This is a genomic window from Pyxidicoccus sp. M6, from assembly GCF_055568925.1.
Genome location: NZ_CM145714.1, coordinates 10,660,390 through 10,685,704, shown reverse-complemented (window position 1 = coordinate 10,685,704; position 25,315 = coordinate 10,660,390). Strand labels below are relative to the sequence as shown.

General features: G+C 67.0%; 27 protein-coding genes. 13 read left to right on the top strand and 14 right to left on the bottom strand.

Features of this window, described 5'->3' with window-relative positions; all coding sequences use genetic code 11:
• Nucleotides 1-7: 7 nt before the first annotated feature.
• Complete coding sequence (locus ACVTJA_RS41795; RefSeq protein ID WP_465829044.1) at nucleotides 8-907, top strand: hypothetical protein; 900 nt, start codon at nucleotides 8-10, stop codon at nucleotides 905-907.
• A gap of 21 nt (nucleotides 908-928) precedes the next feature.
• Here the strand turns inward: ACVTJA_RS41795 and ACVTJA_RS41790 are convergent, their stop codons facing one another.
• Together ACVTJA_RS41790 and ACVTJA_RS41785 are read right to left on the bottom strand one after the other, a co-directional pair.
• Nucleotides 929-1,690, bottom strand: a complete 762-nt coding sequence (locus ACVTJA_RS41790) for a GlsB/YeaQ/YmgE family stress response membrane protein (protein WP_465829042.1) — start codon at nucleotides 1,688-1,690, stop codon at nucleotides 929-931.
• Nucleotides 1,691-1,748: 58 nt separating this feature from the next.
• Complete coding sequence (locus ACVTJA_RS41785) at nucleotides 1,749-3,599, bottom strand: FTR1 family protein (protein ID WP_465829041.1); 1,851 nt, start codon at nucleotides 3,597-3,599, stop codon at nucleotides 1,749-1,751.
• Between the two features lie 142 nt (nucleotides 3,600-3,741).
• On the opposite strand from ACVTJA_RS41785, the gene ACVTJA_RS41780 reads away from it, so the two are divergent.
• Nucleotides 3,742-4,083: a hypothetical protein gene (locus ACVTJA_RS41780; protein WP_465829039.1), complete on the top strand. Its 342-nt coding sequence runs from the start codon at nucleotides 3,742-3,744 to the stop codon at nucleotides 4,081-4,083.
• Nucleotides 4,084-4,089: 6 nt separating this feature from the next.
• On the opposite strand, the gene ACVTJA_RS41775 is transcribed toward ACVTJA_RS41780, so the two are convergent.
• Nucleotides 4,090-4,569: a dihydrofolate reductase gene (locus tag ACVTJA_RS41775; protein WP_465829037.1), complete on the bottom strand. Its 480-nt coding sequence runs from the start codon at nucleotides 4,567-4,569 to the stop codon at nucleotides 4,090-4,092.
• Complete coding sequence (locus ACVTJA_RS41770; RefSeq protein ID WP_465829036.1) at nucleotides 4,566-5,360, bottom strand: thymidylate synthase; 795 nt, start codon at nucleotides 5,358-5,360, stop codon at nucleotides 4,566-4,568. The genes ACVTJA_RS41775 and ACVTJA_RS41770 overlap by 4 nt, the downstream gene beginning before the upstream one ends.
• Before the next feature lie 101 nt (nucleotides 5,361-5,461).
• Here ACVTJA_RS41770 and ACVTJA_RS41765 point away from each other — a divergent pair, with 101 nt between their 5' ends.
• The 3 genes from ACVTJA_RS41765 to ACVTJA_RS41755 are packed head-to-tail and all read left to right on the top strand — an operon-like array spanning nucleotide 5,462 to nucleotide 8,002.
• The gene (locus ACVTJA_RS41765) at nucleotides 5,462-6,028 is read left to right on the top strand and encodes a cob(I)yrinic acid a,c-diamide adenosyltransferase (protein WP_465829034.1); all 567 of its coding nucleotides are present in this window, start codon (nucleotides 5,462-5,464) and stop codon (nucleotides 6,026-6,028) included.
• Between the two features lie 10 nt (nucleotides 6,029-6,038).
• Nucleotides 6,039-7,058 (top strand): tRNA epoxyqueuosine(34) reductase QueG, encoded by a 1,020-nt coding sequence (gene queG, locus ACVTJA_RS41760; RefSeq protein WP_465829032.1) that lies wholly within the window; start codon nucleotides 6,039-6,041, stop codon nucleotides 7,056-7,058.
• Nucleotides 7,031-8,002, top strand: a complete 972-nt coding sequence (locus tag ACVTJA_RS41755) for a DMT family transporter (RefSeq protein ID WP_465829030.1) — start codon at nucleotides 7,031-7,033, stop codon at nucleotides 8,000-8,002. Before queG ends, ACVTJA_RS41755 begins: the two co-directional genes overlap by 28 nt.
• A gap of 229 nt (nucleotides 8,003-8,231) precedes the next feature.
• On the opposite strand, the gene ACVTJA_RS41750 is transcribed toward ACVTJA_RS41755, so the two are convergent.
• From ACVTJA_RS41750 to ACVTJA_RS41740, 3 genes are all read right to left on the bottom strand, one after another.
• Nucleotides 8,232-9,308 carry an SMI1/KNR4 family protein gene (locus ACVTJA_RS41750; protein ID WP_465829028.1) on the bottom strand — a complete coding sequence of 359 codons (1,077 nt, stop codon included), beginning with the start codon at nucleotides 9,306-9,308 and terminating at the stop codon, nucleotides 8,232-8,234.
• A 150-nt stretch (nucleotides 9,309-9,458) separates the two neighbouring features.
• Complete coding sequence (locus ACVTJA_RS41745; RefSeq protein ID WP_465829026.1) at nucleotides 9,459-10,427, bottom strand: LysR family transcriptional regulator; 969 nt, start codon at nucleotides 10,425-10,427, stop codon at nucleotides 9,459-9,461.
• A 150-nt stretch (nucleotides 10,428-10,577) separates the two neighbouring features.
• Complete coding sequence (locus ACVTJA_RS41740; RefSeq protein WP_465829024.1) at nucleotides 10,578-11,006, bottom strand: hypothetical protein; 429 nt, start codon at nucleotides 11,004-11,006, stop codon at nucleotides 10,578-10,580.
• 249 nt (nucleotides 11,007-11,255) lie between these two features.
• On the opposite strand from ACVTJA_RS41740, the gene ACVTJA_RS41735 reads away from it, so the two are divergent.
• The 4 genes from ACVTJA_RS41735 to tnpC all read left to right on the top strand — a co-directional run bounded on the left by ACVTJA_RS41735 (nucleotide 11,256) and on the right by tnpC (nucleotide 14,397).
• Nucleotides 11,256-12,107 carry an ATP-grasp domain-containing protein gene (locus tag ACVTJA_RS41735; RefSeq protein WP_465829022.1) on the top strand — a complete coding sequence of 284 codons (852 nt, stop codon included), beginning with the start codon at nucleotides 11,256-11,258 and terminating at the stop codon, nucleotides 12,105-12,107.
• 73 nt (nucleotides 12,108-12,180) lie between these two features.
• Nucleotides 12,181-12,507: an IS66 family insertion sequence element accessory protein TnpA gene (tnpA, locus tag ACVTJA_RS41730; RefSeq protein WP_465829020.1), complete on the top strand. Its 327-nt coding sequence runs from the start codon at nucleotides 12,181-12,183 to the stop codon at nucleotides 12,505-12,507.
• Entirely contained in the window at nucleotides 12,501-12,866 is a 366-nt protein-coding gene (tnpB, locus tag ACVTJA_RS41725; protein ID WP_465829018.1) for an IS66 family insertion sequence element accessory protein TnpB, read from the top strand. Before tnpA ends, tnpB begins: the two co-directional genes overlap by 7 nt.
• A 58-nt stretch (nucleotides 12,867-12,924) precedes the next feature.
• Nucleotides 12,925-14,397 (top strand): IS66 family transposase, encoded by a 1,473-nt coding sequence (tnpC, locus tag ACVTJA_RS41720; RefSeq protein WP_465840439.1) that lies wholly within the window; start codon nucleotides 12,925-12,927, stop codon nucleotides 14,395-14,397.
• A gap of 160 nt (nucleotides 14,398-14,557) precedes the next feature.
• On the opposite strand, the gene ACVTJA_RS41715 is transcribed toward tnpC, so the two are convergent.
• The 5 genes from ACVTJA_RS41715 to ACVTJA_RS41695 form a co-directional block, all read right to left on the bottom strand.
• Nucleotides 14,558-14,959 (bottom strand): hypothetical protein, encoded by a 402-nt coding sequence (locus ACVTJA_RS41715; RefSeq protein ID WP_465829017.1) that lies wholly within the window; start codon nucleotides 14,957-14,959, stop codon nucleotides 14,558-14,560.
• Nucleotides 14,960-15,134: 175 nt separating this feature from the next.
• Nucleotides 15,135-16,025, bottom strand: coding sequence for a hypothetical protein (locus ACVTJA_RS41710; RefSeq protein WP_465829016.1), 891 nt, complete (start codon nucleotides 16,023-16,025; stop codon nucleotides 15,135-15,137).
• A complete protein-coding gene (locus ACVTJA_RS41705; RefSeq protein WP_465829014.1) occupies nucleotides 16,022-17,209 on the bottom strand; it encodes an AAA family ATPase in 1,188 nt (395 codons plus the stop codon). Before ACVTJA_RS41705 ends, ACVTJA_RS41710 begins: the two co-directional genes overlap by 4 nt.
• Nucleotides 17,199-18,335, bottom strand: coding sequence for a DUF262 domain-containing protein (locus ACVTJA_RS41700; protein ID WP_465829012.1), 1,137 nt, complete (start codon nucleotides 18,333-18,335; stop codon nucleotides 17,199-17,201). Before ACVTJA_RS41700 ends, ACVTJA_RS41705 begins: the two co-directional genes overlap by 11 nt.
• A 187-nt stretch (nucleotides 18,336-18,522) precedes the next feature.
• Nucleotides 18,523-19,437, bottom strand: coding sequence for a hypothetical protein (locus ACVTJA_RS41695; RefSeq protein WP_465829011.1), 915 nt, complete (start codon nucleotides 19,435-19,437; stop codon nucleotides 18,523-18,525).
• A gap of 93 nt (nucleotides 19,438-19,530) precedes the next feature.
• Here ACVTJA_RS41695 and ACVTJA_RS41690 point away from each other — a divergent pair, with 93 nt between their 5' ends.
• Together ACVTJA_RS41690 and ACVTJA_RS41685 are read left to right on the top strand one after the other, a co-directional pair.
• Nucleotides 19,531-20,421 carry an MTAP family purine nucleoside phosphorylase gene (locus tag ACVTJA_RS41690; RefSeq protein ID WP_465829009.1) on the top strand — a complete coding sequence of 297 codons (891 nt, stop codon included), beginning with the start codon at nucleotides 19,531-19,533 and terminating at the stop codon, nucleotides 20,419-20,421.
• A 102-nt stretch (nucleotides 20,422-20,523) separates the two neighbouring features.
• On the top strand, nucleotides 20,524-21,573 hold the full coding sequence (locus ACVTJA_RS41685) for a YihY/virulence factor BrkB family protein (protein WP_465829007.1): 1,050 nt from the start codon (nucleotides 20,524-20,526) through the stop codon (nucleotides 21,571-21,573).
• Nucleotides 21,574-21,576: 3 nt separating this feature from the next.
• On the opposite strand, the gene ACVTJA_RS41680 is transcribed toward ACVTJA_RS41685, so the two are convergent.
• Nucleotides 21,577-22,401 (bottom strand): M48 family metallopeptidase, encoded by an 825-nt coding sequence (locus tag ACVTJA_RS41680; RefSeq protein ID WP_465829005.1) that lies wholly within the window; start codon nucleotides 22,399-22,401, stop codon nucleotides 21,577-21,579.
• A gap of 252 nt (nucleotides 22,402-22,653) precedes the next feature.
• Between ACVTJA_RS41680 and ku the strand changes: the two genes are divergently transcribed.
• Entirely contained in the window at nucleotides 22,654-23,607 is a 954-nt protein-coding gene (gene ku, locus ACVTJA_RS41675; RefSeq protein WP_465829003.1) for a non-homologous end joining protein Ku, read from the top strand.
• 30 nt (nucleotides 23,608-23,637) lie between these two features.
• Here the strand turns inward: ku and ACVTJA_RS41670 are convergent, their stop codons facing one another.
• Entirely contained in the window at nucleotides 23,638-24,246 is a 609-nt protein-coding gene (locus ACVTJA_RS41670) for a superoxide dismutase (protein ID WP_465829001.1), read from the bottom strand.
• Between the two features lie 156 nt (nucleotides 24,247-24,402).
• On the opposite strand from ACVTJA_RS41670, the gene mutM reads away from it, so the two are divergent.
• A complete protein-coding gene (mutM, locus tag ACVTJA_RS41665; protein ID WP_465828999.1) occupies nucleotides 24,403-25,248 on the top strand; it encodes a bifunctional DNA-formamidopyrimidine glycosylase/DNA-(apurinic or apyrimidinic site) lyase in 846 nt (281 codons plus the stop codon).
• Nucleotides 25,249-25,315: the final 67 nt, after the last annotated feature.

The following is a 25,315-nucleotide window of genomic DNA, read 5'->3' as shown; positions in this document are numbered from 1 at the left end:
GGGCGGCATGCTCGTCACCGAGGATGCACTCCGGAGGTTTGTCGTCTCGTTGCGAAAGGGCGCCGCGGCGGCGGAGTCCTCGCCCGCCGTGCGGGACTTCGCGGAGCGCGCCCGCACGCTCGACCCGCGCAGCCTCGTCCGTGAGGGCACGGCGCTCCTGAAGAAGGAAGAGGACGCGGCCATCGCGCGCGTGGTGCTGCGGACGTTGCGGGGCCTGCTCGGCGACATCGAGGAGCATGGCGCGTACAGCGAGTACGCCGACGAGAAGCAGTTCGTGAAGAAAGCCGTCTCCTCCTGGGAGAAGCAGGTGGACGACGACGCGGATGACGTGCTGCTCGCCGACGACCTCGAAGGCTCCCTGGTGACGGTGGTGCACACGGCCGACATCACGCCCGCGGAGGTGAAGGCCTGGAAGGTGCTCAGAAACAGCCGCCGCCTCGCCACGGCCGTGACGGCCCTGGTGAAGAAGCCCGTCTCGCCGTGGTTCGCCGAGCTGGTCGCGGCGTACATCGGGCGCGAGGTATGGCACATCGGGAAGGGGGCGCGGGGTGAGTCCTGGCAGTCGAAGCTCGACGACGTGCCGGTGCTGCTCGGCTTGCTGCCCAGGCTGGGCACGCCTCCAATCTTCACCCCGCGCGTGCTGCGCGCCGCCAACCTGGTGATGCTCTGTCACAAGCACGCGCCCACGCGTGAGGCGCTGGCCGCGATGGGCGCTCTCGAGGACTCCGCCGCCGACTCGGAGCGCGCCGCGCGAATCAATCGAAGGGCCGCCGTCAGGGCGAGTGTCCGCGCCGCGAATGCGCAACGGACGACGAAGACGGCGCAACGGACAACGAAGACGGCGCAACGGACAACGAAGACGGCGCAACGGACGACGAAGACGGCGCGCAAGAAGACGACCCGCTGAAGCGCCGGGCCGCGGCCGCTCTCAGAAGCGGCCCATCAGCCCGAGGCGGGGCCCGTGCTCCGTCATCCCCGCCACGGGCACCACACGGACCTGGGACTTGTGCGAGAGGCGTGGCGGCGGAGCGGGCGTGGCTGAGGGCTGGGACAGCTCGTAGCCCGCGGTGGCGCCGGCAAGGGGCATCACCAGCAGCGCGAGCGAGAGCGCGTCACTGTCCTCCGTGTCCAGGAGCAACGAGCCCAGCAGCGCGCCGCCCCAACCCACGAGGCTCCCACCCGTGGTGGCGAGCAGCGTGCCCCGGCCGCCCATGACGCGACCGCCGACCCACGTGCCCGCGGGGATGCCAATCAGCACGCCGGCGAAGCCACCCACCAGCGACACGACGCGGCAGTCGTCGCAGCCCACCGTGGGCAGCGCCAGGACATAGCCGGCCACCAGGCCGATGGTGCCCGCGACGATGCCGCCGGCCGTGCCTCCCACCAACTCCAGCGCCACGCGGGGCACCGGGTCCTTCGCATGCGCGACGGCCGGGCCGGGCCGGGACGGCTCGCTGAGGGACGACGTGGCGGCGTCCTCGCGTTGTTCCAGCGTCTCGAGTGTGTCCGCGCCCTCGGCGGAAGGGCTCACGCGCGAAGGGCGGTCCGTCCCGGGCGCGGCGACGGGGATGAGCGGGGGTGGGGTCAGCTCGGAGGTGGGGACCTGGGCCGGCTCCTCTCCGGACGTCTCCTGCCCCCACGCGGCACCGGGGCCCGTGAGGAGGAGGAGCGTCAGCGAAAAGGACAGCAATCGCGAGGACTTCACCCGGGCCACGCTACCGCAAGGCGGGGCCCGCCGTCGCGTCGGCTCAGCTCGCGGAAGCCTCACTCACACGCTGGGCGCGGCCCCGGCGGCGCAGCATCAGCCAGACCAGGGGCGCGGCGGCCAGGAGCGCCTGGGGAACGAGCGACCAGGCGTCCGGATAGATGCCCAGCAGGTCCACGGTGAAGAAGCGCACCGGTGCCAGCGGCAGGGCACCCACCTCCTGCAGCGAGTGCAGGCCCTTGCCGAGCAGCATGACGGCGGTGACGAGGAGGACGATGGTGGACGCGTTGAAGAGCGTCTTCATGGGCAGCCGGTAGCCCATGCGGTTGACGAAGAGGACCAGCACGGCGATGGCCAGCACGCCGAGGAGCGCGCCCCAGGCCACGCCCGCCGGGGAGTCCAGCGCGAGGCCCTGGAGGAAGATGGCCGTCTCGAAGCTCTCGCGGAGCACGGCGGTGAAGGAGATGAAGAACAGGCCCGCGAGGCTGCCGCGCCCCAGCGCGCCCTGCATCTTCTGGCGCAGCTCGCCCATGAACTGGCTCATGCTGGAGCGCGCGTTGAGCCACAGCGCCGCGTACAGCAGCATGCCCACCGCCACCAGCGCGGCCACGCCCTCCATCCACTCGCGCTGCGCGCCGGCCAGCAGGTGGCGGAACAGCACGTAGGAGATGGCGCCCACCACCAGCGCGGACATCCACCCGGCCTGCACCACGCGGATGTGCTCGGTGGCCTTCATCTTCTTCAGCGCCGCCAGCAGCGCGGCGACGATGATGGTGGCCTCGAAGCCCTCGCGCAGCATGATGAGCAGCGTCAGCCACATCGTGGACACGAGGTCCGCCGAGCTGCCCGTGCTCCGGCGCGCCTGGTCCAGGATGGACACCAGCTCGCGCCCGTCGTCCTGCAGGTGCGGACTGCCGCTCTCCGCCGCCAGCCGCGCCTGGAGGAAGGCCTTCTCCAGGCGGAGCACCAGGTCCGGGTCTCTCGCGCGCAGCTTGGGCTCCACCGGCTCCACGCCGTTGAGGTACGCGTCCAGCAGCGCCGCCTTCGCGGCCGCGGGGTTGCCGGCGGCGCCCTGGCGCATGGCCTCCTCGATTCCCTCGCGCGCGGCCAGCAGCGAGCGCTCCTCGTCCGCGTCCGGCAGCTTGCGGCGCAGGCACGAGAGGTTCTCCTGGCCGAACTCCTTCACCAGGTCGTCATCGGTGGAGTTGGCCAGCTTCTCCAGCGAGGCCTTCGGCGGGGTGCCGTCGCACGCGGGCTGGCGCAGGGTGAAGACGAAGAAGGCCAGCGACCAGCGCTCCTCCTCGGAGAGGGTGGGGTAGGCCGGCATCGCGGTGCCCGGCACGCCGAAGCTGGTGGTGTTGAAGGCCTTGTAGGGCGTGAGGCCGCCCATCAACTCCGCGTCCTGGAAGTTGGCGGGCGTGGGCTCCATGGTGGCGGCGATGGGCACGTTGGCGTGGCCGTCCGCGCCGTGGCAGGCCGCGCAGTTCGTCTGGTAGAGCGCCTCGCCGCGCTTCAGGTCCGGCACGCGGCGCGGGCTGCGCGCGAGGCCGCCGGCCAGCACCAGGTCCTCCACCAGCGCGCCGCAGTCCTTGCTCACGCCCTGCGCGTCCTGTGCCTTGTTCACCCGGTCCTGGATGGCCTTCACTCGCGGGACGAAGGCCTCCGCCGCGGGGCCCAAATCTTTCGCCGCGTCCAGCGCCTCGGCCGCGAAGCTCTTCTGCTCCGCGAGCTCGAACTCCGACTGGGACTCGATGGCGTTGGGATAGTCCGCCTCCAGGTACTGGAGGATGCCGATCAGCCGGTGCCAGGTCCGCTCCTCGGAGGTGCCCGCGGCGCGGGCCGACAGGGGCAGCACGAACAGCAGGCACAGCACGGACAGGGCGGCGCGATTCATGCCCACCGGTCTACCAGCCGAGGGACTGTATTTCAATCTTGCGAATCAATATCAAAATTACGGCACATCAAACGCCCGATTAGACTGCGTCGGGTGTCAGCGGGCTTCCGGGGCAGCGTCCGAAAGGACTCAGGGAGGCTGCATGAACCGGGACATCCCCGCGCCGAAGCCCGCCGCACCGCTGAAGATGTACATCCTCATCCGCGACTCGGTGCCCACCGGGCACGCCGTGCTGGCGGCGGCGCACGCGTCGCTCGCGGCATACCTGAAGTTCAAGGACACGCCCGAGGTGGCCGAGTGGCTCTCCGGCCCGTTCTACAAGGCCGTGTGCCGCGTGACGGACGCGGAGTTCGAGCAGGGCCGGGCCTGCGAGGCGCATGTGGTGCTCACCGAGTCCGCGCTCGGTGGCCAGGAAGTCGCCATCGCCTTCAAGCCCCGGCGCGAGTGGCCGAAGGCGTTCCGCTTCTTCCGCCTGTACCGGTGACGCGCCTCAGCGCTCGTAGGTGAGGAACGCGTGCGGAAGCTCGGCCTCGGGGTGCTGCTCGTCCTCGATGAGCCGCCAGGCGGAGAGGTCCACGTCGGGGAAGTACGCGTCGCCGGGAAACTCGCGGTCGATGCGCGTGAGATAGAGCCGGTTCCACCGGTCCATCGTCTGTGCGTAGACGTCTCCGCCACCCGCGATGAACACCTCGTCATCGCCGCGCGCGCGGGCCAGCGAGAGCGCCTCGTCCACCGAGTGCGCCACCGTGACGCCCGCGGGTGCGTAGTCCTTCTGCCGCGTGACGACGATGAAGGTGCGGCCCGGGAGCGGTCGGCCGATGGACTCGTACGTCTTGCGGCCCATGACCAGCGTGTGGCCCATGGTGAGCTTCTTGAAGCGGGCCAGGTCCGCGGACAGCCGCCACGGGAGCTGGTTGCCGGCGCCGATGACCCGGTTGGAGGCCATGGCGACGATGGCGGACAGTCTCATACGGCCACGGGCGCTTTGATTGCGGGGTGCGGGTCGTAGCCTTCGAGCGTGAAGTCCTCGTACTTGAACGCGAAGAGGTCCTTCACGTCGGTGTTGAGGCGCATGCGCGGCAGGGGACGCGGCTCGCGGGAGAGCTGCGTCTTCGCCTGCTCCACGTGGTTGAGGTACAGGTGCGCGTCACCCACGGTGTGGATGAACTCGTGCGCCTTCAGGCCCGTGACCTGCGCCACCATCATCGTCAGCAGTGCATACGAGGCGATGTTGAACGGCAGCCCGAGGAAGATGTCCGCGCTGCGCTGGTAGAGCTGGCAGGACAGCTTTCCGTCGGCCACGTAGAACTGGAAGAGCACGTGGCAGGGCGGCAGCTTCATGGAGGGCAGGTCCGCCACGTTCCACGCGCTGACGATGTGCCGGCGCGAGTCGGGGTTCTTCTTCAGCCCCTCCACCAGGAGCTTCATCTGGTCGATGTGCTCGCCGTTGGGCGCGGTCCACGAGCGCCACTGGTGGCCATACACGGGCCCGAGGCTGCCGTCCGCGTTGGCCCACTCGTCCCAGATGGTGACGTTGTTGGCCTGGAGCGTGTGCACGTTGGTGTCCCCCGCGAGCATCCACAGGAGCTCATGGAGGATGGACTTCACGTGCAGCTTCTTGGTGGTGACGAGCGGGAAGCCCTGCGTGAGGTCGAACCGCAGTTGGTGGCCGAAGACGCTGAGCGTGCCAGTGCCGGTCCGGTCGCCCTTCTTCGTCCCATGGGTGAGGACGTGGTCGAGCAGGGAGAGATATTGCCGCATGCGGCCATGTAGGATCGCCGCCAGTCTGGATCAAGTCTTTGATGTATTCGTCCGCCTTCCCGTGGACGTCGCACACTCGGTGCCGTTACAAGCCGGCGGCGATGAAGATCTATACGAAGAGCGGAGACGCCGGGGAGACGGGTCTGTTCGGTGGCGGACGCGTGCCCAAGGACGACGAGCGCGTGGACGCGTACGGCGAGGTGGACGAGCTCAACGCCACCATCGGCGTGGCCCGCGGCTTCACGATGCCGACGGACCTGGACGCGCTCCTGCACCGAATCCAGGACCAGCTCTTCACGCTGGGCGCGGTGCTGGCGACGCCCACGGGGACGAAGGCGTCCTCGTACATTCCGGAGCTGAAGGCGGAGTGGGCGGAGGACATGGAGCGCGCCATCGACAGCTTCGAGGCCGAGCTGCCGAAGATGACCCACTTCGTCCTCCCCGGGGGCACCCAGGCCGCCGCGGCGCTGCACCTGGCGCGCACCGTGTGCCGCCGCACGGAGCGCCGCACCGTGCCGCTGTTGCGTGAAGGGAAGATTCCGCAGGCCGTGGTCGTCTACCTGAACCGGCTGTCGGACCTGCTGTTCGTCATGGCGCGGCTGGCCAACCACCGGGCTGGCGTGCCGGACGTGAAGTGGATACCGGAGAAGCCGAAGAGCACGCCGTAGAAGACGTCTGATGGAAACGCTGCCCACCGCCCAGCTCCGTGAGCTCGCCAGCCTCGTTGGCTTCGACCTGGTGGGCTTCGCGCGCGCCGAGCCGATTCCGCCTGCCTTCCTGATGGAGTGGCTGGAGTCCGGCTACGCGGCGGACATGGACTGGATGGGAGAGCGGGCCGCCGAGCGCCTGGACGTACAGAAGCTGCTCCCGGGCGCGAAGACGGTGGTGGTGTTCGCGAACAACTACTGGCGCGACGACGAGGAGACGGTGGACTCGCCCATCGCCCGCTATGCGCGGGGGCGCGACTACCACTCCACGCTGCGGGACAGGATGAAGGCCTTCCGCAAGTCGGTGGCCACCATGTTCCCGGGCCTGGGCACCTACGGGAGCGTGGACAGTGGCCCGCTGATGGAGAAGGTGTGGGCGGCGCGCGCGGGGCTGGGCTACGTGGGGAAGAACGGCTGCTTCATCACCGAGCCGTATGGCTCGTGGGTGCTGCTGTCCACGCTCGTGCTCGACGCGGAGGTGGACGCATATGGCGAGGGCCCGGCGGTGGACCGGTGCGGCTCGTGCCGCCGGTGCCTCATGTCCTGTCCCACGGGAGCGCTGGTGGGCAACGGCCGTGTGGACGCGCGGGCGTGCCTGTCCTACCAGACGATTGAGAACCGCGAGCGCGAGGTGCCCGAGGCGTTCCGTCTCAAGTTCGACAACCTCATCTTCGGCTGCGACATCTGCCAGCAGGTGTGCCCGTTGAACCGGCGTCCGGTGTTCGCGGAGCACCCGCGCTTCGCACCGCGAGCGATTGCCGAGCTGGGCACGCTGGAATTGGCGGGGCTGACACCGGAACAGTACGAGCACCTGGTGCCCGGTACAGCGCTGGCACGCGCCCGTTACGACGGGCTCCGGCGGAACGCGGTGTATGCACTGGGCGTCGCGAAGCGGGCGGACTCGCGGCGGTTGCTCGAAAAGCTCTGCGGGGATGAAAGCGAGTTGGTACGTACAGCGGCGCAATGGGCGCTCAGCCAGCTCGACCCCTGACCTCCACGACTGCTCCTTCTTCGCTGGGCCTGGTGTACGCCGGGATGTGTGTCCAGGTGTTCATCAGCGCGGGCACGTACCTCGCGGGCAAGCGGGCGATGACGGAATTGCCACCGCTGACGGTGGTGCTGTGGCGCTTCATCCTGAGCGGCGCGGTGTTCGTGCTGCTGCTGGGGCTGACGCCGGGGCCGAAGCTGCCGCCGCGCCACGAGTGGAAGCGGGTGCTGGTGCTGGGCCTCCTGGCGGGGCCGGTGAACCAGGCGTTCTTCTTCTACGGCTTGTCGAAGTCCTCGGCGGCGCACGCGGCGCTGTTCTATTCGCTGACGCCGATGGGCGTGTACCTGCTGAGCCTGGCGCGAGGGCAGGAGCGCGTCTCGGTGCGCGCGGTGGGCGGCATCGTCACGGCGTTCGTCGGCGTGGTGGTGCTGCTGCTGGGGCGGGGGCTGGCGGACGCGAGCGGCTCGCTGCTGGGGGACATGCTCATCCTCGGCGCGGTGGTGGCGTGGGTGCTGTACACGACGGAGGGCAAGCCCTTCGTGGCGGAGCACGGGACGATTCGCGCGACGGCGTGGAGCATGACGGCGGCCACTCTGATGATGCTGCTGATGGCGCCCGTCATGGCGAAGCCCACCGAGGTGCTGGCGGCGAGCAACGTGGCGAAGGGCTCCATCGTGTACCTGGGGCTGATGACGTCGGTGGTGGCGTACCTCATCTGGTACTACGCGCTGTCGAAGGTGCCGGCGTCGAAGGTGGCCATCTTCTCGAACCTCCAGCCGCCGGCCACCGCGCTGGCGGCGTGGGCCCTGCTGGGCGAGGCGCTGCACTGGGAGATTGCGGTGGGCGGCGTGCTCGTGCTCGTGGGCGTGAGGTTGACGCAGACGGCGCACGTGCGGCCACCGCCCTCGGCGCCGCTGCCTCCGGAGGGCGAGCGGCAGGCGGCGTAGTCTCGCATCCAGGGGACTCGACGCCGTCTACCAGGCCATTCCAGTGGACTCGTGCATCCTCGAACAGTCTCGGGAGGATGCGGAGGCTGGAGAGTGGCTTGCCAACGTGCCAGGGCTCGCTCTACGAGGCTGCTGCCGCGAGAGGTGAAGGCGTGCTCGTCTGCCTGATTTGAGTCACCGCCCCGTGCGCCATGCCGGGAGCGGTGCCCTCATCGCCCGGGTTTCGCGCTCAGTACTCCTTCAACAGCGCGCCGGCCGTCGTGAGTCCGAGCCGCTTGAACAGCGCCGCGAGCTTCGCCTTCGGTATCAGCTTCTTGGCGGCGGCCTCGATGCGGAGGAGTGCAAAGGCGAGCTCATCGAGTGACTTGAAGGCCGGTGCGACGGTGCCTTCCTCGTGCGCGTAGCGGACGACTTCTCCGGTGGTGACATCGAGGAGGAACATCTCGCCGGAGCCATCACTTGCGATGCCGACGTACTTGTCGTCGTTGGCTCCGTACAGGTCCTCCTTCTTGCAGTCGAAGCCATAGCTATTGAAGTCGAACGCGAGGGTCATCACCGGCACGCCACCGCCGGTCACCACGTCGTCGAGCAGGCGACCCGCGGGAACCTTGCGAACCTTTTTGCTGCTCGGTTTCGAGATGCGGCGCTCCTTCGGGAAGAAGCGCGCCGCGTCCGCCGCGAAGTCGCCGCGCTCGATGTACCCGGTGATGGCACCCGCCTCGATGTTCTCACCCCACTCGGTGACCTTGGTGGGGCTCGCGTCGAGGGGCGTGCCGTCCTTGTTGAAGAACGTCGCGCTCTTCAGCTTGCCCTTGGAGAAGACCGCCGTCACGCGATGGGGCCAGGGCTTGGGAACCTTGAAGACCTTGGGCAGGAGCGTGGTGCCGGCGTGCTCGAACAGCGCACCACCATTGGTCGGCCCGATGACCCAGTCGACGGTGCCGTCGATGACACCGTCACGGAGCTCGACCCGCAGCGTGTCCGGGAAGTCGAAGCCGGGACGGAAGCGCACCTCGACCAGCGCGCCGTCCGCGAACGTCGCAATCATCGTGCCGGTTGGTCCCGTCGGCAGGCCAAGCGCGGCCTGCATGGCCACGCGCGGCGCGTACTCGGACATCTCGTGGTAGCCGAGCGACCACTTGATTTTGCCGTCGAGCTTCCCGTTCTTGCGTGTGGCGTCGAGCAGCAATAGGCCCGACGGATGGATCCACAGCCGCTCACGCGCCTCGTTCGGGCCACCTTCGCGCCAGAGGGCAGCGTCGGCATCAAAGGTCGCTTCGGGGGGGACGTTCTTGGGTCGCGTCATGGCGGCGGAGTCTATGTGCCTCCGCCTTCGGCAAGTTTCCGCTCATGCACGACAGGGGAGTTCATCTTTCCCCGCACTGAAGCAGACGTGGTCGTTGCGTTGATTGGAAATCGAGAAACTCTTGTTGCCGGGTGTCATGACGGCCAGGAGTCACCGTCCCCGTGAGGCACGCCGGGGTGGCTTGGGTTCGGGGCCGGTGGATGGTGGTGACTCCGCGACGGTGCCGAACTGCTTCGTGCACAGGGCCACGAGCCACTCCATGAAGACGCGGACGCGAGGTGGTGCCTTCCTCGGATACGGATGGACCAGCGCGAGCGGCATGGGCGGAGGCCGCATCTGGGCCAGCACCTCGCGCAGCTTGCCCTCGGCGATGAGCCCCGCCACCCGGTACTCCGGCACCTGGATGAGCCCGAAGTGGGCCAGGCAGCCGGCGTGGTAGGCCTCTGAGTCCGTCACCGTCAGCGCGCTCGCCATCCGCACCGTCTTCAGCTCGCCGCGCACCATGAACTCCAGCGGGTACGGCTTGCCGGTGGAGCGCTCCAGGTAGTTCACCGCGTGGTGCCGCTCCAGCGCCTCCAGTGAGCGCGGCTCTCCGCGCTGCGTGAGATAGAGAGTGCTCGCGCACGTTACCTGCGGCATCGGCGCCAGGCGCCGCACCACGAGGTTCGGCGTGTCCACCACGCCCGCGCGCAAGGCGCAGTCCACGCCTTCTCGTGCGAGGTCGACGGCGCGGTCTCCCGTGCCCACCTCGACTTCCACCTGCGGGTAGCGCTCTCGGAACGTGGGCAGCGCGGGGATGACGACGTACGCCGCCATGCCGCCGACCATGTGCACCCGCACCTTGCCTCGCGGTGTGCCTTCCCGTGGAGACAGCTCGGCCTCGGCGTCCTCCACGTCCGCGAGCACCTGCGAGCAGCGCTGGTAGTACCGCTGGCCCTCGGGCGTCGTGTTCACCTCGCGCGTCGTCCGGTGCAGCAGCCGGACGCCGAGCCGCGCCTCCAGTTGCTGCACGGCGAGCGTGACGGTGGCGCGTGGCAGCCGCAGGTCGGCCGCTGCCTTGGTGAAGCTCCCCAACTCGACGATGCGGGTGAACACGCGCATCGAATCGAAGCGGTCCATGTCTCATTGTTCACTGAGGCTGAACAGCGAATGCAATCTGTTCGTCGCCTCGACGCGGCGGTGGTCCTGCTTCGAGGGCATGGAAGAGGAAGCGGGCCGCCGCATGAGAGGACACGGCGGCTCGTCGAGGGTGCTCGTGGTGGGGCCGTACTATGGGGTCTGCGTGGGCGGAGGCGGAGGAGTCTCAGGCTGACCCTGAAGCTTCTGCTCCAGTTGCTTTGCCTGGTCACCGGTGAGGACTTCGATCTTGGAGGTCTTCTCGGCGCCGGTGGCCGGTTCGAAGGAGACCCGCACCGCGCTTCCTTCGGAGAGCTGGTTCAGCTCCACCCGCTGACCCTCGCGCTCAATCTTGGTATCGGCGCTGATATGGAACCAGGCGACCGGTTCGTTGGGATTGTTGGCGTCGGCCACGGCGATGTTGTCGCCCTGGACGCCAGTGATGAGGCCATCCCGGTGCTGGGAGACGCCGGGTATGGCGGCGCCGACGTCCTTGCCTGCTTCCTTCGTGCCCGCACAACCCAATCCGAACCCCAGTGCACCCAGCGCACCGAGGAGCACCACCCTCTGTCGAGTTCTCATGTCGTCCAGCTCTTTCCGGGGAGGGGCATTGCCCGACCCCCTGGCAAGCTGGGGCGCGGCGGCATCAGGTCGCAATAGAGACTCCGCGACATGGACGCCCCGACGGTCGGCTGGGGCTGGGCCAGGCTGCCTCGCGGGAGGGACGATGGGGCGCGGACCCGTGGGCACCTGCTGTCTGGCGCTCCCTCCAGCGCTGCGCCGGGTCTCGTGCTCGTGCGGGTGGCGAGGAAGCCAGCGTAGGCTCGCGCAATGCTTCGTCCGGGTGAGGACCTGCTGCGTGTGGAAGACCGGCTGTGGGTGCTGACCGCGCCGACGGGGAAGGGCATCTACGACTTCGCCTTCGACCGGTTCTTCGCGTGTCGCCGCCCGTACGCCCTGCCCGGGTCGCTCGAGGTCATCGCCCGCGTCGGCGTGTGGAACGACTACGCGGAGCGTTACCGCGAGCTGGAAGCGGAGGGCGGGCGACTGGTGCACTCACCGGAGCAGCACCTGCTGGCCACCGAGCTGCCGCACTGGTACCCGCGCCTCACGGACCTCACGCCGCGCAGTGTCTGGTTCGACGAACGGCCAGATGCGGAGACGGTGGAGCGGCTGCTCGGGTGGCCCGTCTTCGTGAAGGGCGAGCGGCAGACGAGCCGCCACCAGAAGTCCCTCTCCATCATCGAGGGCCCGGAGCAGTTCCGCCGCGCGATGGAGGTGTATGCGAAGGACTCCATCCTGCATTGGCAGCGCGTCGTGTGTCGCGAGCTGCGCCCGCTGCGCCGGGTGGAGGAGGGCGCACCGGACCGCATCCCCAGCTCCTTCGAGTTCCGCACCTTCTGGTGGCGCGGCGAGTTGGTGGGGTGGGGGCCCTACTGGTGGCAGGGCTCGTCATACACGATGAACGCGGAGGAGCAGCGCGAGGCGCTCGGGCTGGGCCGCGAGGTGGCGCGGAGGCTGGCCGTCCCGTTCCTCGTGGTGGACGTGGCGCAGGAGGTCTCCGGCCGGTGGATTGTCATCGAGTGCAATGACGGCCAGGAGAGCGGCTACGCGGGTGCCTCACCCTTCGCGCTCTGGCAGAACATCCTCGACGTGGAGCGCGCACGCGGCCCCACGCCGTGAATCAGTATCCGTACGGCGGATGACGTGCTGCGGGGCATTGCCGGGTTGAGCCGTTCGGGTCATCCCTCGACGGATGCAGAAGAGGGCCGAGAAACCGGAGTGGCTGCGGGTCGCCGAGGAGTTCGAAGCGAGCGGGCAGACGCAGCGAGAGTTCGCCGAGGGCCGCGGACTGCGGCTGAGCACGCTGCAGTCGTGGGTGTACCGGCGTCGGCGCCAGGTGAGTGCCGAGGCGGAGCCGCCCGTGCGCCTGCTGCCCGTGCAGGTGAGTCCTCCCCTCAGGGCCGAGGAGGTGACGGTGGAGGTGCTCACCGTCGGCGGGGCGCGCGTGCGGTTCTGTCCCGGGACGGACGTGGACTACGTGGCGCGGTTGGTGGCGGCGCTGGGGCGCACCGCGTGCTGACGCTGCCGGCCTCGGTGCGAATCCTGCTGGCCACCTCTCCGGTGGACATGCGTAAGTCGATTGATGGGCTCATGGCCCTGGTACGCACCTCGTGGGGCGAGGACGTCTACTCCGGGCACCTCTTCGCCTTCGTCAGCCGGCGGGGCGACAGGGTGAAAATCCTCACCTTCAGTCGGGGCGGCTTCGTCCTGTACTACAAGCGCTTGGAGACGGGCCGCTTCCGGCTGCCGCCGGTGGACGCCGACGCGCAGTCGGTGCCGCTGGACGCCACGCAATTGGCGATGCTGTTGGACGGCATCGACGTGGCTCAGGTGAAGCGCCAGCCTGCCTGGACTCCCCCGGGGCGTCCAGGTACCTGAGCACGTCACGTGGCGAATGCCCTACCCGGGGCGGTGTTGAGCCCAGGTGCCGCGAGAGCTGCCCCTCGACCATTTCTGCCCCTGGCGCGAGGAAGCCGAGGAGCTCAAAGCGCGCCTGACCTCGTTGGAGGGGAAGATGGCGGCGCTGGAGCGCCACGTCTTCGGACGCAAGGCGGAGCGCCTGCCGCCGGTAGCGGCCGAGCTGCGCGCGGACGCAGCGAGCGCGCAGGCGCAGGCGACGCGGGACGAGGCGGCGCTGAAGAAGCGACGCGAGCGCGCGGCCCGCAAGGCGGAGGAGGCGCCCACGCGCGAGATTCGCCACGCCGTCCCGGCCGAGGAGCGCCACTGCCCCGCGTGCGGCAGCGAGGACTTGAAGCCGCTGGGCAAGGGGCGCACCACCGAGGTGTACGAGTACATACCCGCCCGCTTCGAGCGCCAGGTGCACGTGCAGGAAGTCCTCTCGTGCAAGTGCGGCCAGGGCGTGGTGACGGCGCCCGCCCCCGCCAAGGTGGTGGACAGAGGCGAGTACGGCCCGGGCTTCCTGGCGCACGTGGTGACGTCCAAGTGCGCTGACTCCATGCCCCTGCACCGGCTGGCGCAGCGGATTGAGAGAGGCGGGGTGCCGATGAGCCGCAGCACCCTGACGGACCTCTTCCACCTGTCCGCTTCGGTACTGCTGCCGCTGTCCCGCCACCTCTTGCAATGCATTGCGTCCGCCGAGGTGGTGTGGGCCGACGAGACGCCGCTGCGCGTGCTGGACGTGAAGAAGACGAAGTTGGGCTACCTCTGGACGTTCCTCACCCAGAACGAGAAGGGCCAATGGCTCATCGGCTACCGCTTCAGCATGGGCCGCGGGGGCAGGACGCCCCTGGACGTGCTGGGCGGCACGACGGGCGCGCTCGTGGTGGACGGGTACACCGGCTACAACCCGGTGACGCTGCCGGACGGGCGCACCCGCGTCGGATGTTGGGCGCATGCCCGCCGTCGCTTCTTCGACGCGCTCGCCACCGCGCCCGAGGCGCGCGAGGCCCTGGACCTCATCCTGGCCCTCTACCGGGTGGAGGCCCAGGCGCGCGAGGCGGACGTGGTGCGCACGGCCGCCCACCGCGAGCTGCGCCAGCGGCACAGCGTGCCCGTCCTCGCGCAGTTGCGCGCCTGGCTGGAGACGCAGGCCCCACGGCATCCGCCCAAGGGGCCACTGGGGCAGGCCATTTCCTACGCGCTGAAGCAATGGGACGCGCTGAGCCGCTTTGTCTCCGATGAACGACTCCCGTTGGACAACAACCGGAGCGAGGGTGCCCTGCGAAAGGCAGCTCTGGGCCGCAAAAACTTTCTCTTCGTCGGCCACGAGGCCGCGGGTGAGAACCTCGCCGGACTCTACGCGCTGGTAGCCACCTGCGAGGTCAACGACGTCAACCCCGAGGAGTACCTGGCCGACGTGCTGCTGCGCGTGCAGACGCACCCCCACTCGCGCATCGGCGAGCTGCTGCCCCACGAGTGGAAGCGCCTGCGCGCCGCCGACTCCTCCTGAGCACCCTCGCTCAGCTCCATCCCGTCCACCTGCTCACGCCCTGGGACGTCGTGCTGCTCGCGACCACTGCCGAGCACAGCACCCGACCGTCTTCAAGCGGCTCGGCACGGCGTTCGCCGGACGGATACGTGAATCAAGCGGCGACTCGGGCGAGGGCCACTCAGTCCCCGTTCGGGTCCCACTCCGAGATGTCCTTCTTGGGTTCGGGCGGAGGTGTCTGCTTGGGCGGCGCCTTCGTCGTCGCCGTCGACGGCTTGCGCTCGGGCGCTGGCGCCGGCAGTACGGCGGGCTCCTCGTCCAGCAGCGGGTCCTTCTTCTCTGTCCCTGTGCTCGCGGTGGCCGCGGGCTTCGCCGGCTCGGACTTCACGGGCTCGGGCTCGCGCGCGGGAGCCGGCTTCTCCTTCGCACCCTTCGCTCCCGACTTCGCCACGGGCTCGGGCTCCGGCTCCGGCTCCGGCTTCGCGTCCAGCGGCTCCAGGCCCTCCAGCCCCAGCGACTTCTCGGGCTCCGGCTCCTTGTCCGACGCACGGTACCCGCTGCGCTTCGCGGGCGTCCCCGTCACCAGTTCCTCCGCGTCCGTTCGGCTCGACGTCGCCCGCGAGCCCGGAGCACCACCCCTCGGCCGGGGCGAGCCCACCGGCGGCTGTATCTCTTCACGCGACGTTTCGGAGGCAGGGGAGTTTTATGAAATGCATTTAATGTAGGGAGGTGTTGTTGATGCTTGTGTCGGGTGGCAGTTAGTTTAGTTCGCGACAGCCGCAATCTCTAGCAGGATCTCTCTGCCGAAGGGTGTTGCGTATGCCGATGGGGATATCCTCCTCCCTCGAAGATTCGCGAGCCTTGGGGTTGGTAGTCCCATTCCAATGGACGCGCACTCGCTGTCCCTGTGGTACACCTTGAAAGCGGTGAAAGAAATTGTGCTCGCAGCGGGCCCACCACTTTGTCTTTGTTGAATCTGTGGGCAAGCTGTGCCGTAGGATATGCTTGGCCGCGCGAGGCAGATGTGATTTTCCCTGTTTGTAGTTAGGGCTTGATGGGTCGTGATGACCTGGGTCTTCATATTCAGGCAGTACTGATACGTGCCTTTCAAGCGCTACGATGTGAGATGGGGTAGTGCTGGGAGTCCAAAGGTTCTCTAATTGCTCTGCCCGAGTAGATCCATCAACTGTTGTCACGACTGGATGTAGTGTGATTGTTTGCCATGGAATGTTGTCAAAGCTCAAGGTTAATCCATCCAGATCGAGTGCCGCGCGCACGCCTGTGGCGGCTTGCCCATAGATTGTGGCAGAAACGCGGTCGGTATTCGGTTGGAAAGAGCTTACATTCCCTGACGTGTCAAACCATGGCCCTTCGTTCAGGACATGGCGAAGTAACATTGCTGCAACATGATCCTGAGCCGCAAGAGCTTTCAGTGCCTTTAGTACCGTACTGCCATCCGGCAGTTGCATTGCTCCGATGCCATCGGGCACTACGGGAACGATGAATGCTTCATCATGCTGGGTTACGCTTTGCCGGATGAAGTGAATTGTTTGTGCCAAGGTTTTCAGCAGATCGACGCCACTGGGCCGCGCTGTTGGTGATGTGTGGCCTGCAGATAGTTCATTTAGGACGATGTGTGCATTGCTCATGTTTCGCTCTGCGTGGGGATTGGCTCCAGCAGGACATCAAGGAGGCGCTCGTTTTCGTCAAAAAAGCCGTGGGGCCAATGTGGAATGCGCCCACGCCGATCGATGTTCAAGGTGCGTACAGGCTCATCGCTTCTCGGCGAGAAGAAGAGTACTGTGACGTCGCTTGGTTTGATGTTGCCTTGATGTACAGCAACCCGAATGCCATTGAGTACATGGTCGCTGTGGGTTTCGACTAGAACTTGCACGCCGAAAGCGGCTGCTCGGGCGCACAGGGATCCTATTCTTGCCTGGGCGCGCGGGTGTAGATGGGCCTCGGGATTCTCAATTACGACGACGTCGCCTTGGCGAGATGAGAGCAGCGCAACCAGAACTGGTAGTACATATGTCATACCAAAACCAACATGCTGGGGACGATGCAGGTCCGTTACGTCGCTTGTGCGCACCCCAAGTGTTACGAGGTTGGTGTTCGATACCTTTTGTACTTCGATTAGGGCTCCGGGGAATATGTCAGACAGCCATGCTTCGACTTGTCGCGGAAAAGTCAAAGTATCAAGTCTGCTTGGATGGCGTAAGTCTTGGTCAACGATGAAGTCGCTGTTGACGAAGAGGCTTCCGACGGCTCGTTCGGCTCGCGGGCCGAGAGTTTCGTGTCGTTGCGGCTCTTCAAGAGGGTATGTTTGCTCGGGGCCAACGCGGTCTGCGGGAACATACTTTAGCGTTCCAAGTGCTCTGAGCAGTTCGACGGCAGATGATATTTCGCAGAGTGCAGCAGGGATGAGAACTCCACTTGCTTCTCTGTGTTCGTTGGCCGCATCTGTGGTTGACCATTTCACTTTGGAAACAGGTACAGACAAGGCCTCGCGAGCGGATTCGATGCTGTTGAAGTCCCATTCGATGTTGATGTGATTGGATGAGATTTCAATTTTAAAGCCTGTGCCTCCATTTATTTTGTCTACAACATCACGAAGGCTTCCGAGTGAAAGCAAGGCTCCATTTAAGGGAAGCGTCCTTCGTAGTGTCGCGCTCTCAACGCCGTCTGCCAGGGCTTGGTGGAGCAATAGCAGTGCTTGGAGAGCCGTTGACTTCCCACCTCCATTGAAGCCGGTCAAGAGTGTGAGCGGCCCACAAGGAATGTTCTGGTCTGAGAAGCACTTGAAATTCCTCAGGTGGAGTTTATGAATCACCGATCGCCTCTGCCAGTTTGAGTTCTGCCATTTGGAACCGGGTTTTCACGTTCTCGGGTGACGTCGTTGCGTAGGTGATTGCATTTGAGTATTCGCGTTGTTGCATGAGCGCGTTGACGGCTTGTCGGACTGTTTGTTCTTTGTTTAGAATTTGTGATTCGTCGTAGCGTGCGAATAATTCTGAAAATACATCAAACAGGGCTACGTTGAATGGCTTTCTGCGCTCGGCGGGATCACTATATTTTCTGAAGGCGCGGTTTCCAAAGATGTGGTGGTTGATTCTCATGCTCTTTCGAAATGCATTTACGAGTTCCGAGTGCTTTGCTTCTGGGAGTTTGTTGATTTGATCCAGTGCGCTTCCGAGAAACTCGTCAAGGTCTCCGGAGCCTCTCTTGATGTAGTCTGTCCAGCCAAGCACGTGAAACGCGAGGAATCGATTAACTACCTCGCGGTCTCGCATGTTGTTTCGATGTGTCTCTGTGTTTAGGACTTCATCGGTTGCGCGTATAAATTCTTTGGAACTACTCAGTTCGCGCAAGAGGCGAGTTGCTGGGCCGTTGTACAAAGCATTGCGCATTTGCTGACGAGTAAGGGGGACGCCTGAGTTGACGCGTTCGAAAATGTCGAGGCGCACTCGATCTGGTACTTTGGGATCAATCAAATAGAGCGTCAGTTGGCCATCTTCGAATCGATTCTGAAGTTTCTGTGGGAGCATTGAGAATGTCTTCCCGTGAAGCTCTTTGTTGCTTGGGATATTGAGGACGAGGTCCCCGGCATAGAAGCGGTTAAGCGTTGAGAGACGCTGGAGACCATCTACGACAACAAGGCGCCCAGCAGCATTTTCAGCAAGATAGAAGACGGGCAGTGGAATCCGCATTAGTACGGATTCTATAAGTCTGCTCTGTCGATCTTCTTTCCAGATAAAGTCCCGCTGGAAATCCGGATCCAAGACAACCATGGTTTGGCTGATTCGTCGAATGACGTCAATGATTGATCGGACCTCCGTTCGAATAAGCAGGTTGTCTAAGGGATATGTGTCAATGGCTTGCTTTGGTGGATCGTCTCCCTCGATTTCTGTGCTTGAATCATTCTGCTGGTCATTGGTGTTTGATGGAAGTCGGCTCATGGCGGCCTTTGAGGCAAGTCTTCTCGGGTATGTGCGAGATAGGTGCGAGTGTGCGTGGTGGCGCTTGTCTTCTTCAGGGTCGATTCACTCTTTGGCGGAAGCTTCCATTCCTTTAAGTGAAGGGGACGTGGTTTGGGTTGTCGTTGCGTTCGGATAAGCGAATCGAATCTAGAGTCTCTCCAGCAGTTCAGTCCCCGTTCGGGTCCCACTCCGAGATGTCCTTCTTGGGCTCGGGAGGAGGAGGCTGCTTGGGCGGCGCCTTCGTCGTCGCCGTCGACGGCTTGCGCTCGGGCGCCGGCGCCGGCAGCACGGCGGGCTCCTCGTCCAGCAGCGGGTCCTTCTCGGACGCGGTGCTCGCGGAGGCCGCGGGCTTCGCCGGCTCGGACTTCACGGGCTCGGGCTCGCGCGCGGGAGCCGGCTTCTCCTTCGCCCCCTTCGCTCCCGACTTCGCCACGGGCTCGGGCTCCGGCTTCGCGTCCAGTGGCTCCAGGCCCTCCAGCCCCAGCGACTTCTCGGGCTCCGGCTCCTTGTCCGACGCACGGTATCCGCTGCGCTTCGCGGACGTCCCCGTCACCATCTCCTCCGCATCCGCGCGGCCCGACGTCGCCCGAGAGCCCGGGGCACCCCTCGGCCGGGGCGAGTCCGCGGGCGGGGGCACCTCCTCACGCGGCGCCTCCGAGGCTCGATAGGACTCCCTCTTCTCCGTCCCACCCTTGGAGTCGGACGAAGACGTGTCACCGTACGGGTCGTCCTTGTGGGAGCGCTTCGGTGCCGGCGCCTCGTCGGCCCACGGGTCATCCTCCCGGATGTCCTTCTTCGACGGCTTCTTCTCGGACGAGTTCCTCCGGGACGGGCGGGGCTCGTCGTCCGCCACGCCGGGCGGCAAATCCTTCAGCGACGAGTGCCGGTTGGCGCAGTGGTCCAGCGTCTCCTGGCACTCGGCCAGGCACTGGGTGAGCTGTTTGATGGCGCGGCCGCTGCCGCCATATTCGATGGAGCAGTCCTCCTTGCACGTGGCGTAGTCCTCCTGACATCCGGTGGGGACGGCCGCGGCGGCGGGGCTGGAGGCGAAGAGCAGGGCGAGGAGTGGGTAGGGACGCATGACGAATGCGAAAACTACCAGTCTTCTTCCCTCGCGGCGTCAGGTGCCCGCGCTATGGTCCGCACTGTTGGCACTCACGCCAAGAGGAGGCACATGGCCGTCAGGGTGGGCATCATCGGGAACCACGGTCTCGGACAGACGCTCGGAGTTCTCGGTCGGGGGGAATCCCACACCCTGGAGACACCCTTCGGCCCGCACGCCGGCTCCATCGTCACCACGGAACTGGAGGGTGTGCCCGTCGTCTACGTGTCCCGCCATGGGCCGGGTCATCTCTACAACGCCACCCGCGCCCCGTACCGCGCCAACCTCTTCGCGCTGAAGATGCTCGGCGTCACCCACGTCCTCGCCACTGGCACCGTCAGCAGCCTGCGCGAGCACCTCCAGCCGCTTCAGCTCGTCCTGCCGGACCAGGTCATCGACCGCACCTACCGCCGGCCCTGCACCTTCTACGACGACGTCGCCGTCCACGTGGAGCTCGGCCACCCCTTCTGCTCCACGCTCCGGCAGGTGCTCGCCTCCGCCGCGGACCCGCTGGGCCCCACCGTCCACCGCGACGCCACCTACGTCTGCATCGAGGGCCCCTCGCTCAGCACGCGCGCGGAGAGCCTCCTGTACCAGGCCTCCGGAGCGGATGTGGTGGGCATGACCGCCATGCCCGAGGCCCGCCTCGCGCGCGAGGCCGAGCTGCACTACGCCATGGTGGCCCTCGTCTCCGACTACGACGCGTGGCGCACGCCGCCGCCGGAGCAGGCGCATGAGGACCGGCTGATGCAGGTCTCCCACCACGTCCAGTCCGCCACCCTCACCGCCGCCGCATTCATCCGCCGCGCGCTGCCCCGCATCGCCGAGGGCCGCGGCAATGCGTGTCGCTGTGACTCCGCGCTCGCGCTGGCCATCGCCACCGAGCGCACCCGCATCCCCGACGAGGTCCGCACCCGGCTTCGTCCACTCCTGGGCAGATACCTCCCGCCCAACGTCGTCTGAGCCGCCGGCTGCCCGGACGGGCGCCTGCCTGCCCGCCTGCTGCCAACCCTCCTCGCCATCCCCACCTTCGTTCCCCCGGGGGAAAGCGAGCGAGGAGGGGAGATGCGACTGCCCAGGCTCAAGTACCTGACGTGGCGTGAGTTCGGCCGGCGCCTCGTGAAGGAGTTCCAGGAGGACACCGTCACCGACATCGCCGCGCAGCTGTCGTACTACCTGCTGTTCTCGCTGTTTCCGTTCCTGTTCTTCCTCTTCACGCTCGTCGCGTACATGCCCTTCGCGCCCGGCGCGGTGGACGCCATGGTGGACCGCATCCGTCCCCTCGTCCCCGGCGATGCGCTGGGGCTGGTGACGGACCATCTGCAATCGCTGGTGAACCAGCCACGGCCGAAGCTGCTGACGGCCGGTCTCGTCATCGCGCTGTGGACGGCGTCGCGCGGCGTGGATGCCCTGCGCAAGGCGCTCAACCTCGCCTACGACGTGTCGGAGTCCCGTCCCATCTGGAAGACGCAGGGGCTGGCCATGCTGGTGACGCTGATGGGCTCGCTGCTGATTCCCCTGTCCTTCACCCTGTTCCTGCTCGGCGGGCGGCTGGGAGAGTGGCTCGCCAACAAGCTCCACATCGTCAGCGCGTTCTACGTCCTCTGGTCCTGGCTGCGCTGGCCCTTCACCGCGGCGCTCGTCATGCTGGCGCTCGCGCTCTGCTACTACCTGCTCCCCGACGTGAAGCAGCGGTTCAAGTACATCACCCCCGGCTCGGCGCTGGGCACGGGCAGCTGGCTGGTGGCCACGTGGGGCTTCACGCAGTACGTGGAGCACTTCGGGAAATACAACGTCACCTACGGCTCCATCGGCGGCGTCGTGGTGCTGCTCTTGTGGCTCTACATCTCCGGGCTCGTCTTCATCCTCGGCGGCGAAATCAACGCCATCCTCGAGCACGCGTCCGCGGAGGGGAAGGAGAAGGGGGCGCGCGACTTCAACCAGCCCGCGCCGCTGGAGCCGCCCATCATGACGCCCGGGGCGGCGAAGAGCGCCAGCAGCGCCCACAAGTCGCGGCTGGCGCGCTTCCGGTGGAGGCGGCGCGTGGCCCGGGGCCAGTCCCCCGAGCCCACCCTGCCGGAGATGGAGGGCGAGCCCCCCTCCCACCTGCACTGAGCGCTACTTCTTGCCCAGCTTCTGCTGGATGGCCGGCAGCCCGCCCGGCGCGTTGTTGCTGCCGCGCAGGTTGTTCTGCGAGATGACCTTCTGCAGGTGGGCGATGCGGTCCTTGTTCGCCGGGTGCGTGCTCAGCCACTTCATGAAGGCCGGCGATTCACCCTGCTCCTGCTGGAGCTTCTGGAAGAAGGTGATGAGGCCGCGCGGGTCATACCCGGCGCCGGAGGCGTAGCGGGCGCCGTACTCGTCCGCCTCGGTCTCCTCGCTGCGTCCGTGCGCGAGCATCGTCCCACCACCCACGAGCTGCGCGGCGATGGAGGCTACCGCGCTCGGGTTCTGCCCCAGCGCCGCCTGGGTGACGGTCTGCAGGCCCATCTGGTTCACCATGGCGCGCGCGGAGTGACGGCCCACCACGTGGCCCGCCTCGTGCGCCATGACGCCGGCCAGCTCGGCCTCGTTGTCCGCCGCCAGCAGCAGGCCCGTGTAGACGTACAGGTAGCCGCCCGGCGTGGCGAACGCGTTCACCGTCTTCGGGTCGTCGATGACGTTGACCTTCCACTTCACCCCGGGCCGGTCCTTGGTGGCCTGCCGGAGGATGGGCGAGGAGATGGTCTTCACGTAGTCGACGACGGACGGGTCCTGGACGTATTTGATCTTCTCCTTCGTCTCCAGCTCCTGCTTCACCTGCTTGCCGAGCTCCTCCTCCTGCTCGTCGGAGATGAGGGTGGCCGCGATGGCCTTCTCGGCGGAGATGCGCTGCTTGGCGCAGCCCGTGGAGAGGCCCATTGCCAGGGTGAGGCCCAGTACCATTGAGAGGATTCGCTGCATGACCGGGTGTTCCTTCCTTTCCGTCAGTTGTGCGTCTTGAGCGAGCCGGACTCTTGGGCAGCGCCCGCCTCACGGCAAGCGCCGCGTGATGCTTCGTCTTCGCGGGGACGTGCGGCCGGCGGAATCCATCCAAACGGGGGATGCGCCGCCCCGCGTCCCCACCGGGGGGCCCGGCGAGCCTTGCGGCACGCGGACGCGGTACGGACCTTTGGGGGTACGGGTGCCCCGAATGGGGCGCCGAGGGAGGCGCGGATGTCACGTCCCGTGTGGGTGGGCTCGCTGGGCTTCGGCCTGGTGAGCGTACCGGTGAGGCTCTACAGCGCCGTCAGCCCGAGGCAGGTGCAATTCCACCTGCTGCATGACGCGGACGGCGCCCGCATCCAGAACAAGCGGGTGTGCTCGGCGGACGGCGAGGAGGTTGCGTACGAGCACGTGGTGAAGGGCTACGAGCTCGCGGACGGTCGCCACGTGGCGGTGACGCGCGGGGAATTGGAGGCCTTCGACCCGGAGTCCAGCCGTGTCATCGAATTGGAGGACTTCGTGGAGGCGGGGGAGATAGACCCCATCTACTACGACACGCCCTACCACCTGGTCCCCGCGGAAGGGGCCGAGCGGGCGTACTCGCTGTTGGTGGCCACGCTCCAGGAATCGGGGCGCGTGGGCATCGGCCGCTTCGTCCTCTACCAGAGGGGACACCTGTGCGCGGTGCGGCCCCATGGACGTGGGTTGCTCCTGTCCACGCTCCACTACGCGGAGGAGGTCGTCTCGCAGGACAGCCTCGCGGAGCTGGCACTCGCGGGCGCGCGCCCCCATGAGCGCGAATTGGAGGCGGCGCTGCACCTCGTGGAGGCCCGCGCCACGCACTTCGAGCCCCAGCGCTACCACGACGTCCACCGCGAGCGGCTGCTGGCCTTCATCGAGCGCCGCGCCGCGCGCACGCGTCCGAAGGGGGCGGAGCGGCGGCCCGTGGTGCACGCGGGGGCCACGGCGGGGGCTCCATCACAGAGTGATTTGCTCGCGGCGCTGGAGCGCAGCGTGGCCGCGCTCCGGGCCGGGCAGCCGCTGCCGCCCGAGACGGGCTCACTGCGGCTGCGCCCCCAGGCCTCGGCACGCGAGGTCCGGGAGCGGAGCGGTGGTGAGACTCCCAGCTCCAGCACCTCCGAGCCCCGGGAGAAGAAGGACGAGGGTGAGGAGCCTTCCGCCTGAGCTTCTCGCCGGGAAGGAGTCCGGCGACGACTACTTCAGCCGGCCCTCACAGGCGTCGTAGTCGATGTTGGAGAAGTACGCGTCCACGTACTTGCCGCGCTCGTTCGCCTTGTAGTCCGGGGTGAAGGCGTGCTCCCACGCGTCCATGATGATGATGGGCTTGAAGCCGGCGATGTTGTTGGTCTCGTGCAGGGTGATCCAGTGGTTGGACAGCCAGCCCGTGCGCGGGTCCTGGAACGTCACGGCCCAGCCGATGCCCGGCATGGTGGCCACGGCCTTGAAGTCCGTCAGCCAGTTCTCGAAGGAGCCGAAGCTCTCCTCCATGGCCTTCTTCAGCTTCCCCGGAGGCGAGCCGCCCGAGCCGCCCGGCTTCATGTTGCCGAAGTAGTACTCGTGGAGGACCATGCCGTTGTACTCGAAGCCCAGCCGGCGGGTCATCTCCGCATAGGCGGGGTTGGTGCCCGCGGCCTCGCCCTTGAGCTGGAGGCCCGAGAGCGACTCGGTCAGCTTGTTGGTGCGGTTGACGTAGCCCTCGTACAGCTTGAAGTGCGTGTCGAGGACGGCGTCGCTCAGGCCCTTGAGGCCCTTGAGGTGGGGGAACTGCATCGGCGTGTACTTCTTCTGGGGAACGTCCGCCATGCTGCCTCCGAAAGAAGGGGTTGGGACAGGTCCGAAAGGCGCCTGCATAGCGGAGGCAAAAAGCCCCGGCGTGAAGAAACTCGGGCGGGTGTGAGCGGCAGGACATGTCGGAAATGCGCGCGCCGCCCCCGGGCCCGGTGCTATGTGCCCGAGCGGATGCCTGAGCTTCCGGAAGTGGAGATTGCCCGGCGCAACCTCGTGCGCTGGTTCAATGGCCGGCGCCTCGTGCGGGCCGAGGCCGACGACACCCGCATCTTCCGAGGCGCCGAGCGCCGCCGGTTCTCCGAGCTGTCCGGGCGGCTGGAGTCCCTCGTCCGCCGGGGCAAGTACCTCCTCTTCGCCTTCGAGGGAGGACGGGGCCTGTTGGGCCACCTCGGCATGACGGGCAAGTTCGTCCGCCGCACGGAAGCGCAGAAGGAACCCTACAGCCGCGCCCGCTTCCACCTCGACGACGGCCACGTCATCCACTTCAGCGACCCGCGCATGTTCGGGCGGCTGGAGCCTGGCCCCGCCGCCCTCCTGCGGGAGATGGACGTGGTGAAGGCGCTGGGGAGGGACCCACTGGCGGACGGCCTCACCGCGGGCCAGCTCGAAAAGGCCGTGGCCCCGTCCCGGCAGCCCCTGAAGGTGGCGCTGATGGACCAGGCCCGCATCACCGGCCTGGGCAACATCCACGCCGCCGAGGCCCTCTTCCGCGCGGGCCTCCACCCCTCCCGGGAGCCCGCCTCCCTCACCCCCGACGACTGGAAGCGGCTGGTGGCCGCCATCCGGGCCACCATCGACTTCGGCCTGAAGGAGCAGGAGGGGGAGGAGCCGGTGTACCTGGAGGAGGGCCGCTCGGAGAACCCGTTCCTCGTCTACGGCCGTGCCGGCGGCCCATGCTCCAAGTGCGGAACGCCCGTCGAGTCCTTCACCCAGGGCGGCCGCACCACCCACTTCTGTCCGAAATGCCAGCCCCGCTCAGGCGTTCACGCGCCAAAGCCTCGGGCCAGTAAGCGTTGACACCCCCATGTCCCGTGGCTTGAATCGCCCGCCTTTCAGACCCGGCCGCCCCGCGCGGCCCTGGAGA

What these genes read in the sequence shown, in the direction of transcription:
- ACVTJA_RS41685 (WP_465829007.1), top strand. Translation starts at nt 20,524, where the DNA reads ATGCGACTGCCCAGGCTCAAGTACCTGACGTGGCGTGAGTTCGGCCGG.
- ACVTJA_RS41735 (WP_465829022.1), top strand. Translation starts at nt 11,256, where the DNA reads ATGCTTCGTCCGGGTGAGGACCTGCTGCGTGTGGAAGACCGGCTGTGG.
- ACVTJA_RS41775 (WP_465829037.1), bottom strand. Translation starts at nt 4,569, where the DNA reads ATGAGACTGTCCGCCATCGTCGCCATGGCCTCCAACCGGGTCATCGGC.
- ACVTJA_RS41745 (WP_465829026.1), bottom strand. Translation starts at nt 10,427, where the DNA reads ATGGACCGCTTCGATTCGATGCGCGTGTTCACCCGCATCGTCGAGTTG.
- ACVTJA_RS41680 (WP_465829005.1), bottom strand. Translation starts at nt 22,401, where the DNA reads ATGCAGCGAATCCTCTCAATGGTACTGGGCCTCACCCTGGCAATGGGC.
- ACVTJA_RS41710 (WP_465829016.1), bottom strand. Translation starts at nt 16,025, where the DNA reads ATGAGCAATGCACACATCGTCCTAAATGAACTATCTGCAGGCCACACA.
- tnpA (WP_465829020.1), top strand. Translation starts at nt 12,181, where the DNA reads ATGCAGAAGAGGGCCGAGAAACCGGAGTGGCTGCGGGTCGCCGAGGAG.
- ACVTJA_RS41765 (WP_465829034.1), top strand. Translation starts at nt 5,462, where the DNA reads ATGAAGATCTATACGAAGAGCGGAGACGCCGGGGAGACGGGTCTGTTC.
- ACVTJA_RS41700 (WP_465829012.1), bottom strand. Translation starts at nt 18,335, where the DNA reads ATGAGCCGACTTCCATCAAACACCAATGACCAGCAGAATGATTCAAGC.
- ACVTJA_RS41780 (WP_465829039.1), top strand. Translation starts at nt 3,742, where the DNA reads ATGAACCGGGACATCCCCGCGCCGAAGCCCGCCGCACCGCTGAAGATG.
- ACVTJA_RS41690 (WP_465829009.1), top strand. Translation starts at nt 19,531, where the DNA reads ATGGCCGTCAGGGTGGGCATCATCGGGAACCACGGTCTCGGACAGACG.
- mutM (WP_465828999.1), top strand. Translation starts at nt 24,403, where the DNA reads ATGCCTGAGCTTCCGGAAGTGGAGATTGCCCGGCGCAACCTCGTGCGC.
- ku (WP_465829003.1), top strand. Translation starts at nt 22,654, where the DNA reads ATGTCACGTCCCGTGTGGGTGGGCTCGCTGGGCTTCGGCCTGGTGAGC.
- ACVTJA_RS41795 (WP_465829044.1), top strand. Translation starts at nt 8, where the DNA reads ATGCTCGTCACCGAGGATGCACTCCGGAGGTTTGTCGTCTCGTTGCGA.
- ACVTJA_RS41770 (WP_465829036.1), bottom strand. Translation starts at nt 5,360, where the DNA reads ATGCGGCAATATCTCTCCCTGCTCGACCACGTCCTCACCCATGGGACG.
- ACVTJA_RS41755 (WP_465829030.1), top strand. Translation starts at nt 7,031, where the DNA reads ATGGGCGCTCAGCCAGCTCGACCCCTGACCTCCACGACTGCTCCTTCT.
- queG (WP_465829032.1), top strand. Translation starts at nt 6,039, where the DNA reads ATGGAAACGCTGCCCACCGCCCAGCTCCGTGAGCTCGCCAGCCTCGTT.
- ACVTJA_RS41750 (WP_465829028.1), bottom strand. Translation starts at nt 9,308, where the DNA reads ATGACGCGACCCAAGAACGTCCCCCCCGAAGCGACCTTTGATGCCGAC.
- ACVTJA_RS41785 (WP_465829041.1), bottom strand. Translation starts at nt 3,599, where the DNA reads ATGAATCGCGCCGCCCTGTCCGTGCTGTGCCTGCTGTTCGTGCTGCCC.
- ACVTJA_RS41695 (WP_465829011.1), bottom strand. Translation starts at nt 19,437, where the DNA reads ATGCGTCCCTACCCACTCCTCGCCCTGCTCTTCGCCTCCAGCCCCGCC.
- ACVTJA_RS41740 (WP_465829024.1), bottom strand. Translation starts at nt 11,006, where the DNA reads ATGAGAACTCGACAGAGGGTGGTGCTCCTCGGTGCGCTGGGTGCACTG.
- ACVTJA_RS41670 (WP_465829001.1), bottom strand. Translation starts at nt 24,246, where the DNA reads ATGGCGGACGTTCCCCAGAAGAAGTACACGCCGATGCAGTTCCCCCAC.